This is a genomic window from Bdellovibrionales bacterium (genome assembly GCA_016714165.1).
Taxonomy (GTDB): Bacteria; Bdellovibrionota; Bdellovibrionia; order Bdellovibrionales; family UBA1609; genus JADJVA01.
In genome coordinates this window covers 1,075,539-1,087,063 of the sequence record JADJNU010000002.1, presented here as the reverse complement: position 1 = coordinate 1,087,063, position 11,525 = coordinate 1,075,539, and the positions used below count along the sequence as shown (strand labels likewise).

The 11,525-nt window shown below is 43.7% G+C and carries 9 protein-coding genes and 1 pseudogene; 8 read left to right on the top strand and 2 right to left on the bottom strand.

The window, feature by feature from the left end; genetic code table 11:
• Positions 1-80 precede the first annotated feature (80 nt).
• The 7 genes and pseudogenes from IPJ71_16530 to IPJ71_16500 all read left to right on the top strand — a co-directional run bounded on the left by IPJ71_16530 (position 81) and on the right by IPJ71_16500 (position 7,477).
• Entirely contained in the window at positions 81-452 is a 372-nt protein-coding gene (locus IPJ71_16530; GenBank protein ID MBK7845260.1) for an NADH-quinone oxidoreductase subunit A, read from the top strand.
• Positions 449-1,615 carry an NADH-quinone oxidoreductase subunit H gene (locus IPJ71_16525; protein MBK7845259.1) on the top strand — a complete coding sequence of 389 codons (1,167 nt, stop codon included), beginning with the start codon at positions 449-451 and terminating at the stop codon, positions 1,613-1,615. The genes IPJ71_16530 and IPJ71_16525 overlap by 4 nt, the downstream gene beginning before the upstream one ends.
• A 2-nt stretch (positions 1,616-1,617) precedes the next feature.
• Positions 1,618-2,153, top strand: a pseudogene (locus IPJ71_16520) (NADH-quinone oxidoreductase subunit J).
• Positions 2,140-2,466 (top strand): NADH-quinone oxidoreductase subunit NuoK, encoded by a 327-nt coding sequence (nuoK, locus tag IPJ71_16515; protein ID MBK7845258.1) that lies wholly within the window; start codon positions 2,140-2,142, stop codon positions 2,464-2,466. Before IPJ71_16520 ends, nuoK begins: the two are co-directional and overlap by 14 nt.
• A gap of 10 nt (positions 2,467-2,476) precedes the next feature.
• On the top strand, positions 2,477-4,408 hold the full coding sequence (gene nuoL, locus IPJ71_16510; protein MBK7845257.1) for an NADH-quinone oxidoreductase subunit L: 1,932 nt from the start codon (positions 2,477-2,479) through the stop codon (positions 4,406-4,408).
• An 8-nt stretch (positions 4,409-4,416) separates the two neighbouring features.
• Positions 4,417-5,985, top strand: coding sequence for an NADH-quinone oxidoreductase subunit M (locus IPJ71_16505; protein ID MBK7845256.1), 1,569 nt, complete (start codon positions 4,417-4,419; stop codon positions 5,983-5,985).
• A 16-nt stretch (positions 5,986-6,001) separates the two neighbouring features.
• Positions 6,002-7,477 carry an NADH-quinone oxidoreductase subunit N gene (locus tag IPJ71_16500; protein MBK7845255.1) on the top strand — a complete coding sequence of 492 codons (1,476 nt, stop codon included), beginning with the start codon at positions 6,002-6,004 and terminating at the stop codon, positions 7,475-7,477.
• Between the two features lie 249 nt (positions 7,478-7,726).
• On the opposite strand, the gene IPJ71_16495 is transcribed toward IPJ71_16500, so the two are convergent.
• Entirely contained in the window at positions 7,727-8,944 is a 1,218-nt protein-coding gene (locus tag IPJ71_16495) for a patatin-like phospholipase family protein (protein ID MBK7845254.1), read from the bottom strand.
• 461 nt (positions 8,945-9,405) lie between these two features.
• Between IPJ71_16495 and IPJ71_16490 the strand changes: the two genes are divergently transcribed.
• The gene (locus IPJ71_16490) at positions 9,406-9,807 is read left to right on the top strand and encodes a hypothetical protein (protein ID MBK7845253.1); all 402 of its coding nucleotides are present in this window, start codon (positions 9,406-9,408) and stop codon (positions 9,805-9,807) included.
• 24 nt (positions 9,808-9,831) lie between these two features.
• Here IPJ71_16490 and IPJ71_16485 read toward each other — a convergent pair whose 3' ends face one another.
• Positions 9,832-11,328 (bottom strand): hypothetical protein, encoded by a 1,497-nt coding sequence (locus IPJ71_16485; protein ID MBK7845252.1) that lies wholly within the window; start codon positions 11,326-11,328, stop codon positions 9,832-9,834.
• Between the last annotated feature and the right edge of the window lie 197 nt (positions 11,329-11,525).

Here is an 11,525-nt window from a genome sequence, read left to right as displayed (position 1 = left end):
TTTTCTTGGACTCTTTTGGCGCAGTCTGTATATATAAAGACACATCCTCTTTTGTCACTTCATTGACTCGGAGAAATTAAATGTCACCTTTGGTTTCGGTTTTATTTTTAGGTGTTTTTGTTGCACTTTTTGGTGCTGCCTTGGTCATGGTCTCCTCTCTTCTCGGACCCCGTTCTATTCAATCTACAATGAAGAGGCGACCTTACGAGTGTGGTTTAGAAGGGGATATAAGGGAAGATACAAAAATTCCAGTCAAATATTATCTTACGGCGATTTTGTTCATTTTATTCGATATTGAGATTATTTTTATGTATCCGTGGGCCGTAGCCTATGGTGATTTTATTTCCTCTGGACATGGGAATTACATTTTTATTGCGATGGCGATATTTTTAGCCATTTTCATTTTCGGCCTGGTTTGGGAGATTAGATCTAAGGCTTTGGAGTGGGAATAAGTATGGGTCATGATTTATTTGAGATCTCTGTTAACATTATCAAATTACTTTTTATCTTTCTTATGATGGTTCAGCTTGTGCCGGTGTTGGTGTGGATAGAGCGGCGTGGATCTGCCTTTATCCAAAATCGATTTGGACCCAATCGAGTCGGACCGCTGGGATTAACGCAGCTCCTTGCTGACGCTGTGAAGTTTCTCTTTAAGGAGGAATTCGTTCCAGATAAAACAAGCCCCTGGTTGTTTTACGCTGCCCCCATTTTGGCGTTGATCCCTGGAGCTCTGGCCTTCAGTTCGATTCCTCTTTCAGCGCCTTTTCAAATTGAAGCTTTTGAGTCTTTCGGCAAAACCTGGGGGCCCTATAACTTCGTGTCTCAGGGATTTGAAATCGGAATAGGCATTGTTTTTGTACTTGGGATTTCTTCTTTGGGTAGTTATTCTTTGCTTTTGGCGGGTTGGAGTTCGAACAGCAAATATTCTCTTTTTGGGGCTCTTCGTGCTACGGCTCAAGTGATTAGTTATGAGCTGGCGCTTGGATTGTCCCTAGTGGGAAGTCTTTTAATCTACAATACTTTTTCCTTTTCTGAAATTGTTCTCGCCCAGCAAGGGCCCTTGACCTTTTCTGCGTTTGGAGAGCCTATTGTTTTTTCCTATCTGCCCAATTGGGGGATATTTTTTCAGCCCTTGGGAGCTCTCATTTTTTTTGCGGCCATGTTCGCTGAAACGAACCGACTTCCATTTGATCTTCCCGAAGCGGAATCTGAATTGGTTGCCGGTTACCATACTGAGTATGGGGGGCTGAAGATGCTCATGTTTTATATTGGTGAATATGGTCACATGTTGGTTGCATCAGCGCTCATGGTGACATTTTTTTTAGGTGGCTATAATATTCCCTTGGTAGAGCCGAAGCAGATTCAAGATTTGCTGATTGGATTTGGATCTTCAGTTACCTTGTCCAGTTTGTTAACGGCACTTGTTCTTCATGTGGTGTTTCTTGTTAAAGTTTTGTTTTTTCTCTGGGTTTTCATTTGGGTTCGGTGGTCATTGCCGAGATTTAGATACGATCAATTAATGGATTTAGGATGGAAAACAATGCTTCCGTGGGCTTTAGCCAACACGATTGTGACGGCTGTGGTCGTATTAGTTTTGCGAACGAAGTGGGTGTAAATATGGAGAACAGCATACTGTTTTATGTATTGTCTGGGATCATTGTGTTGAGTGCATTTCTGATGGTGGTCGTGGCCAATCCGATCTACTCTTCACTGTTTCTCGTTATGGCGATGGTTGCTATTTCTGGAATCTTTTATCTTTTGGAGGCCTATTTCATTGCTGGTGTTCAATTGATTGTGTACGCCGGAGCGGTGATGGTCCTTTTGTGATGGTGCTGATGTTATTTGATCTAAAAAGGGAGGTGATGGCCTTCTCGCGTGGAATCTTCTCTGGGTTTTTGAAACTCACAAGCGCCGGAGCCATATTGGGTTTGGTATTTGGGGCGGCAGAGCGCTCTACAGAGATGATGAAAGTTCCATCGAGTTCTTCTTCGGCGACGGCATCGGGTTATTCATTAGAAATGAAACAACTGACCCAAATACTATTTTCGGAGTATCTGTTAGAATTTGAGATTCTTGGAGTGCTGCTGCTTCTGATTGCTGTGGGAGTAGTGGCAGTGTCACGCAGCAAGGGGGGCACTCATGCACGCACTTGAGGCATTTAAATATGTTGGATTAAATCACTATCTCGCATTGTCTGGCTTGGTCTTCACCATGGGTGTGATTGCCGTTTTGATGAGAAGAAACGTTATCGTTATATTGATGGGAGTGGAATTGATGTTGAACGGCGTGAATATTGCTTTTGTGGCTTTTGGCCACCATATGGGTGATATTCACGGTCAATTGATGGTTTTTTTTGTTATGACAGTGGCCGCAGCAGAGGCGGGAGTCGGCTTGGCACTTGCGGTGACGGTTTTTAAGCAATTCAAAAAAGTGGACATTAAGTCGTTTGAACAATTGAAAGGTTAAGGCCGAAAAAATGGTGATTCAGATATTGTTTGCAATACTGTTAGCAGCGCCCCTGATTGGTTTTTTGTTTAATGGCTTAAGATTTCGAAATCAAAACTGTGTGTTGGCGGGCTCTATTGCGAGCGGAGCAGCAATCATTTCTTTTCTTAGTTCGGCCTTGCTCGTTTCCTTGCTGATGCAAATGCCAGCTGGGGAAGGGCGATTTTTGAGGGTCCATTTTTTTGAATGGATGGCCGTTGGCGAATTCAAAGTCAATGCGGCTTTTTTAATCGATCAGATCAGTGCGATCATGATTTTGGTTATCACTGGGGTTGGCTCGCTAATTCATATATTTAGCGTGGGTTATATGTCTGAAGATGATAGGCCATCCAGGTACTTCGCTTATCTTAACTTGTTTCTTTTTAATATGTTGCTTTTGGTACTGGGCGATAACTTGATGGTGATGTTCGTTGGATGGGAAGGAGTTGGCCTCTGTTCGTATCTTCTGATTGGCTTTTGGTTTACAGACAAAGAGAAATCAGCGGCCGGGATGAAGGCCTTTATTACAAACCGAATTGGAGACGCCGGATTTTTACTGGGAATATTTCTTCTCTTTGCGACGTTTGGCTCAGTTGAATTTTCTCAGTTGAATCACCTATTGCCGGCAACTGCTGAAACTGGCTGGTCTGGGCCCATTACCCTTGCTTGTTTGTTTCTTTTCATTGGTGCCACAGGGAAGTCGGCTCAAATACCGCTTTATGTTTGGCTTCCTGATGCTATGGCCGGTCCCACGCCTGTTTCAGCATTGATTCATGCTGCCACAATGGTAACTGCCGGTGTGTACATGATGGTGAGGTTAAGTGCGGTGTTTGTCCTGGCTCCTCAAGCCATGATGGTTGTGGCTATAGTTGGCGCCATGACAGCATTGTTGGCTGCGACAATTGGTATGACTCAATGGGATATCAAGAAGATTTTGGCTTATTCGACTGTTTCTCAGTTGGGGTACATGGTTTTGGCCGTGGGTGTCGGTGCCTTCATGCCTGCCATGTTTCATTTGATGACCCATGCTTTTTTTAAAGCTTTGATGTTTTTAGGTTCGGGGAGTGTCATACATGCTATGCACCACGAGCAGGACGTTCGGAAAATGGGTGGACTTAAGCGATACATGCCGATCACATATTGGACCTTTATGATCGGGTGGGTCGCAATTATAGGGCTTCCTCCCTTTGCGGGCTTTTTTAGCAAGGATGAGATCCTTTGGCATGCATTCAACCTCCCAAAAGTAGGTCCTCTGTTCTGGATTGTGGGGGCCTTGACTGCGGCCGCGACTGCATTTTACATGACGAGATTAATGGCATTTGTTTTTTGGGGAAAACCTCGATTTTCGTCTGAAAGTCATCCCCACGAATCTCCTCCTTCGATGACATTGCCATTGATTGTCCTGGCTCTTTTTTCAGTCTTCGGTGGATGGATAGGAATACCTCACGTAATATCCGCTATTTTGCCAGGGCATCCGGGTCATTTGCTTTCAGAATGGCTCGAGCCTGTTCTAGCTAAGCTACCTGGCGAAGCCCACGGAAGTGCAATCTTAGAGTGGTCTTTAATGGGAGTTTCGGTGGGCATTGCTGGTTTGGCGGCGTGGTTCTCATATGATACTTATATATTGAATCCTGATCGGACTGCTAGAATCACGAGAAAAATTGGCCCTGTTTATAGAATTGTCGAAGGTAAGTACTGGATCGACGAAATTTACTTTGGCAAACTCGTCAATCCGCTCGTGAATTTGAGCAAGGGTCTTTGGGTTTACATTGATGTCAGATTTATTGATCAAGTAACCTATTGGGTTTCTGATTTTATAAATAGCGCAGGAAGGGGGATTCGCTCCCTTCAAAGTGGGAACCTCCAACAATATGCCCTTTTTATTGCGATAGGACTGATCTCTTTGATGATTTATTCCCTTTGAGGTGATTCATGTTTTTGACGACTTTGATTTTCTTTCCTCTGTTAATGGCTGGCGTACTTTGGTTTACTCCAAATGAAAAGATATTGAGGCCTTTGGCTCTGAGTTTTGCGACGGTTGAATTTGTTCTAAGTCTCATTCTGTTTTTTAAATTTGATCCCTCTCAATCTGGTTTACAATTGATTGAGCAGTATCGCTGGATTCCCTCTGTAGGAGTCTCCTATTTCGTTGGTTTGGATGGAATTTCCTTTTGGCTTTTTATGCTCACAACATTTCTGACCCCGTTGACGATTTTGGGTAGCTGGACGGCAATAGAGAAGAAGATTCGTGGTTTTTTGGTGGCGATGTTGTTACTTGAGACAACGATGTTAGGAACCTTTGTCGCGATGGATGCGATCCTGTTTTACACTTTTTTTGAGCTTTCTCTCGTGCCAATGTATTTTATGATAGGCATTTGGGGAGGGCAGAGACGCATTTACGCGACCCTTAAGTTTTTTATTTACACGATGGTAGGGTCTCTATTCATGCTTCTTGGGATCATAGCCATGATGTTTTATGCCCAGGATCAACTGGGGGTAATTTCGGCGAGTCTTGTTGATTTTTATAAATTGAAGATACCGTTCGTGGCCGGGGAGATTTTATCAACACAGACCTTACTTTTTTTGGCATTTTCTCTGGCATTTGCGATTAAGGTTCCTCTCTTTCCTTTCCATACCTGGTTACCTGATGCGCACGTGGAGGCCCCGACTCCGGGTTCCGTAATTTTAGCCGGTGTGATGTTAAAAATGGGAACTTATGGTCTTTTGCGTTTCTCGATTCCCATGTTTCCTCAAGCTTCCGAGTACTACTCCTGGATTTTTCTGTTAATTGGCGTTGTTGGAATTATATATGGTGCCCTGGTGGCAATGGTTCAGCCCGATGTGAAAAAATTGGTCGCCTATTCATCCGTTTCTCACATGGGATACATAGTTTTGGGACTTTTTTCTTTTAATATTTACGGGGTTAACGGTGGCGTGTATCAGATGCTCAATCATGGAATTAGCACGGGGGCCTTGTTTTTGCTTGTAGGAATGATTTATGAGAGGACTCATAGTCGTGAGATCACGAAGTATGGGGGATTGGCTTCGGCCGCACCAATTTTTACCATTATTTTTTTCATAGTGACTCTCTCGAGCATTGCAGTGCCGATGACAAACGGGTTTGTGGGAGAATTCTACATTTTGATGGGGGCTTTTCTGGGAGCACGGCCCTATGCATATTTTGCCGTGGCGGGAGTTGTGCTTGGCGCTGCATATATGCTCTGGATGTTTAAGCGCATCTTTTATGGAGAAAAGGGAACATTGGTAGTTGAACATGAAAAGCATGGATTGGACCTCAATTCTCGAGAGATCTTGGTGATGGCGCCTCTAGTTATTTTGATTTTTTGGATGGGGTTGTTCCCCGGAGATTTTCTTCGGTGGTCGAAGGCGAGTGTTGATCATGTCGTAGCCAATCGTACGAGTTATGAGCTGAGTATTTCAGATAAGGAGAGCTTGCGGGAATCTGTTACGCGTCATTTAACGAACGGATTAAGTAAATAGACTTGGGAGTCTTTTCATGTCGGTAAATTTTCAGTTGGTTGATTTATTACTGGTTAGCCCAGCGATTGCACTTTTTATTGCGAGCCTCATTCCTTTGAGCGTTAAGGCTTTTGGCAGAGGGCGAACACCAAAATCGATGTCGTCAGTATTGTACGGGGTGATTGGGCTAACAGTTGCAGGTGGATTAACAATTTCAAATTATGGAATTAACCAAACGGCCTTTTCCAAGGCACTGGTTTTTGATGGAATTGGTAGTTGGTCTGCCATTTTGGTTGTTATTGCAACCGCAATAAGTTTGATTTTTGCCAAAGATAATTTAGCTACATCAACGCGGCAATTTGAGGAGTTGGTGTTTCTAATTTTGAATGCTGCTATGGGGATGTTGCTTGTCGCGTGGTCCAACGACTTAATTATGTTGTTTATCGGAATCGAGGTCATGTCCTTGTGCTTGTATTTGGCTATCGCATTGAGCTTAGAGGAGCGACTTTCTAAAGAGGCCGCATTTAAATATTTCGTGTTAGGAAGTTTTGCTTCAGCGATATTTCTTTATGGCTGTGTCTTTATTTATGGGACGTCCGGTGGGACGTATTTACTTGATCTATCTGAGATCGGCGCGGACCTGATTGGTACAAACCGACTTTTTTTATTTGGAACTGTGATGGTGCTTGTCGGACTTGCTTTTAAAGTTGCGATAGTCCCGTTTCATTTTTGGACTCCTGATGTCTATCAGGGGTCGGCGACACCTGTTACGGGTTTTATGGCCGCCGGGGTGAAGATTGCCGTATTTGCCGCACTGTTACGTTTTGTTGGGACTCAAATTCTTAACGGAGAGAGAACAGAAGATCTCATCGTGGGTATTCAATGGTTAGCAGTGCTTACAATGATCGTTGGAAATATCACGGCGATCCTGCAAAAGAATCTGAAGAGGATGCTTGCCTATTCCAGTATTGCCCATTCGGGGTATATCTTGGTCGGAGTGTTGGCTGCAGGCATTGGCGAATTGGGTTATCTTGGCGCTTCCAGCGTGATGTTTTATGTATTTGGTTACATGATTATGACCTTGGGATCTTTTGGGATATTGAGTCTATTAGAAAAGAATGAAAATTCAGAAGTGGTTGCGGATGATCTTAAGGGACTGGGGGCTCGCAGCCCCATTTTGGCTGCTTGCTTAACGGTTTTTATGTTGAGTTTGGCAGGTCTTCCGCCAAGCTTGGGATTTTTTGGGAAATTTTATATTTTTTCAGCAGCAATCAAGCAGGGCTTTTTTTGGGTATCATTCTGGGGAGTTGTGAGTTCCGCAATCAGTGTCTACTATTACTTGCGCCCAGTGGTTTGCATGTATATGTCAGAAGGCGGAGGTATCGAGGTTGATCATTCAAGGATATTGAGCCGCTGGCTTGTGGGAGCATGCGCTCTGGCCACCCTAGTCCTAGGGATTTTTTCGAATCCCTTTTATGAAGAAATTCGCAAGGCTGTTGCCGGGTTATTCTAAAAATTCCTTGCACTTTCGTCTGTCTATAACAGGCAGTTATCATAGTTACAAAAGTATTCGATTCGTAAATCATATTCATTTGAGGTAGGTTTAGCCTAGGTCAAAAAAATTGGGGGTGTCTACGTGAAACAGTCTGGAGTCTTTTTTTTGGGAGTCGTCATATTGGCTCTTTTTTTTAGTAGTTTGATCTAAGGGTTTTTTTGGCAGCGGAGACCGGCCGAAAGATTCAACTCAACTCGTTCCTTTGCTTCAAATGTTGTACTGTCTGAGAGTTGCCATCGCTGCCTTGAATCCAATTTTCACAATTTTGGATAGGATTTTGGGATTCAAACTGAAGTGGTCAAAAAAGAACATTTCGTAGTCTTGGGGACTGGGGTGAATGTATATATAATCAACGTTTGGTTTGTAGTTTGTGCGAGAAATCAGGATGTCCATTAATTTTTCGCGGTGTTCAGGGGGTATATTGGCCTGTTTTAAATAACCATTTACAGCATTTATCAAACCACGGATTTCCTGCTGATGTTCGATATGCTTTGCAATCTTCTGCTGGACCACCTGGTAGAGAGCTTGATTGGCAATAATGGGCATTCCGTATTCGTGAAGTGAACCAATCTCTTCATTGAAATGGTAGGGTTGAATTGAATACGAAGAAATAACAAGGTCTGATCCATGATCAGCTGCGACATGAGTGCTCAAGGTATCTCTAATCTCTCCGTCAAAGAAATAAATTTCCTTTCCCTCTGAATTTGTAATCCCAAAAGGAGCAAAAAATGGAGGTAGGCTGGCGGAGGCTGCGACGGCCTCACTGATGTTCGAGTAAGAAGCATACTTAATCGTCTTTTCCTTAACGGTCTTTTCGTAGGCCCCGAACACAACCTTCCTTGAATGATTGAGTTGGGTCGCAATAATGAAGAGGCTCGGGCGAAGGGAGTGGAAATCATTGGAGAGCAACACATCTTCCCGAAGATATTTTTCTATGTTACCGGTCGTAAAAATCCCGTTAACTTTAACGCCTCTTTTGAGTAGGACCTCAATACCACCTGAAATAACAGGCTTTTTTCGAAACAAACTTGGGAGAATACGGGTGGCTCGAGGTGTTTTGATATTCAAAGCAAAAATATCTCGGTAAGTGAGAGGTCTTAAGTAAGAGCCCGTGCTTTTGGCCTTCCAAATCGCTGAAGTTAGTCCGGAGCCCTGAGTAAAGGCGTGGATTATCGCATCTACATCATAGCCAGCTGCCAACAGAGTACTGATTACCGATCCCGCACTGGATCCTACATAGGTTTGGAATCTAAGAGGAACTGGCGGGTCAGATTGATTCTTAGCCTCTTCAGAGCTGTGAAATCCACCCTCAAAGCTAAAGCCCTTCTCTTGCAATGCTAAACACACACCAATATGAAAAGCGGCGGCTTTGATCCCGCCTCCACTCAGTACCAATGAAGGATGCTTTTTTTCGCTTAAGCGCATGAGGCTGATCTTATTAAATTTTTTTAACAAAGGAAATGAATTCTCAATTTGATGGGAAGTTGGACTGAGCAAGCCTCCTCAAGTAAGGGTAAGCCAGAGGAATGAATACTCATCTCCCTGATATCCAGAGGATAGTCATAATAAGTGAGCAAATTCTCACAAATTTGGATATCCTGATTAGTCATATATAAAATGGCTATCCAAATAGAATGATCTGTAACCAGAAATACACATTAAAACTGTGAATGGACAAAGGGCCAGACATTGAGATGAGTATTCAAACAAGGTGTCAACGCAACAAAATGATGATAATTTTGAGTAGTCAGAAGGGGGTGTCCTTTGATCGGGCCCGAATGGATCAGTTTAAACGACTACTCAAGCAAATATAAAGTCAGCGTCTCAACTCTGAGGCGGAGAATAAAAGAAGATGCCGCAGAGTATAATTTGGAGAATGGAAAATATTGGCTGAAGGACATTCCCTTAATGATGCACCAATTTCATCCCAGGGTGATGATACCCAGCGCTCCCCATCCGTCCTTAGAGATCCAATCGGGCCGGAGCCAATATCAGAGATAAAGGGCCGCCCCTTGATTCAGGATCTGCCACTGAATCAAGGGGTAGAGTCTGATCAAATTGCCCGCACTGTACATTCTGTCCTTCAGGAAATAAAAAAGGCATACGCTATTATCCTTCAAGAGAAGGAAGAGCAAATTATCTTACTCAAAGAAGAGGTAACTGATCTGAAAACCTTGGTTCGGGTGCTTGAAGAAAGTAATGCGGCTCTTTCCTTAAAGTCCGAGAAAAGCAAAAAGATCGATCGTTCAGAGGCAACCATTGATTGGGCCTTTTCCCTCGATAAATGAGAGCAGATCTTTCTAAAAATTGAACTAGAACTGAGGGTGTTGGGCAAGTGCAGGTAGCATTTTATCCCAATCAGCCATAACAAAATCACCCTTATTTGTTACAATGATCAATCTCCTTAAATTCTGACTGACCCTAACGCCATAGAGTTCGCCTTCTACGTCCGGTACCAATGTGCGATAGGCGAGCTGGGGATTGTCAATATCTGTGACGTCGTAAACATCAACATAGTAGTCCGAAGAAACACCCACAAAGTAATCTTTGCCGTCAAGTTGACCATAGGTCGTCGATCGATACCCGCTAGGATTATCGATTCGCTTTGTCACAGAGAGATCGGGAGTGGGCAGAGCGGAATACTTAAAAAAACCTGAGACCCAACCGCCAACGAATACTTTTGTTTGATCTGGTGAAATCGCGCCTGACCAAAACCCACTACTGCCGCCATTATCCATCGAATATGTATTCAATAAACTACCATTTGAATAATCATGAGAGAGTATGGGATCCGCGTTGGCCCAGCCACCACTCAATACAAAGTTTCCATCTACGACCACCCCACCATTTCGAGATCCAGCCAATGTCGTATTCCATGTTGAAAGAAAACTCACCGCGCCTTCATTGTAATTCAATTTTACGACGCCGGCGGTTCTAATAACTGAAATATCCGTATTGTTAATTCCTCCCGACTCATTCACGCCAGCAACGTGCCGAGCTGATGAAACAGCTGAGTCAATAGTTCTTGTGAAATTCAACACAGATGGATTCGTTCCTAAGTTCCATATCTCAACGCGCCCACTTGCATTGCTTGTCACAACCAATCGCCTATTGGAAGCGAATAGTTTCACACCCAAACAGGTATTTCCCGTCGAAGAAGGAGTGGTGGCCGACCCAACAGTTTTCACAACTGTTGGGCTGAAAATATTAGCAAAGTCCACAACCTCAAAGCAGGTTCCTGGAAAACGTGAGCCAAGATAGGCGTAGTTAAGATCCCAATCAACGTCAATATCAACGTATGAATTACTCGAATTAGACGCCAGTTTTGTTGAGCTTAGAACAAAATCGTCATCAGTTACAGAAAGTGCAATCACGACTGATCCGATATCTAAGCGAGGTGTAGATGGATTTGAAAAATGAAGCGAGAACTGACGGGTTCCTTTTTGTAGGCTATCATTGGAGCCTTGAATGCTAAAGTAGCCGGCAAGTTGATTTGCGGGAAAGACAAGCGTGCCTGAAGAGGTGGGGAACTCAAGACTTGCTGCTGCCCCATTTGCATCCAATATTGTCCATTCAAGTGAAGCCTCTACAGTGAGGGCTGAAGACAATATTAAAACGAAATTCGTATTTGACCCCTCTGCGATGGTGACCGAAGAACTTCCGCCATCTAAGCTTACCGAAATCTTGCTTGTATCCGACCCTCCCATATTTCCTTGTATCACGTTGCTAACTTTGCAGCCAAAAAGCTCCAAGAAAAGCAATGCAAACAACAGCACTCTCGTAGGTCGTAAGCTCCATCTCGATTTCACTTGAACCCCCTCCAACGTACAGCCTCTCTCCCGCATTCTTATGTTAACATAATCTCTGCCCAAGCGTTTTGAGTTTAACGGAAAGTCATTCCCAATCAGCGAAACTCGATTGGGCCGAGACTTTATCGTTTTGGATCATTCATAATGAAACGAGAGGGCTACGCTAGGGTTTGTTCCATCTGAGCCCGCAGACCACG

Excerpts from the sequence above, each read along its gene's own strand:
- IPJ71_16530 (MBK7845260.1), top strand. The coding sequence starts at position 81 with ATGTCACCTTTGGTTTCGGTTTTATTTTTAGGTGTTTTTGTTGCACTT.
- IPJ71_16495 (MBK7845254.1), bottom strand. The coding sequence starts at position 8,944 with ATGCGCTTAAGCGAAAAAAAGCATCCTTCATTGGTACTGAGTGGAGGC.
- nuoL (MBK7845257.1), top strand. The coding sequence starts at position 2,477 with ATGGTGATTCAGATATTGTTTGCAATACTGTTAGCAGCGCCCCTGATT.
- IPJ71_16500 (MBK7845255.1), top strand. The coding sequence starts at position 6,002 with ATGTCGGTAAATTTTCAGTTGGTTGATTTATTACTGGTTAGCCCAGCG.
- IPJ71_16505 (MBK7845256.1), top strand. The coding sequence starts at position 4,417 with ATGTTTTTGACGACTTTGATTTTCTTTCCTCTGTTAATGGCTGGCGTA.
- nuoK (MBK7845258.1), top strand. The coding sequence starts at position 2,140 with ATGCACGCACTTGAGGCATTTAAATATGTTGGATTAAATCACTATCTC.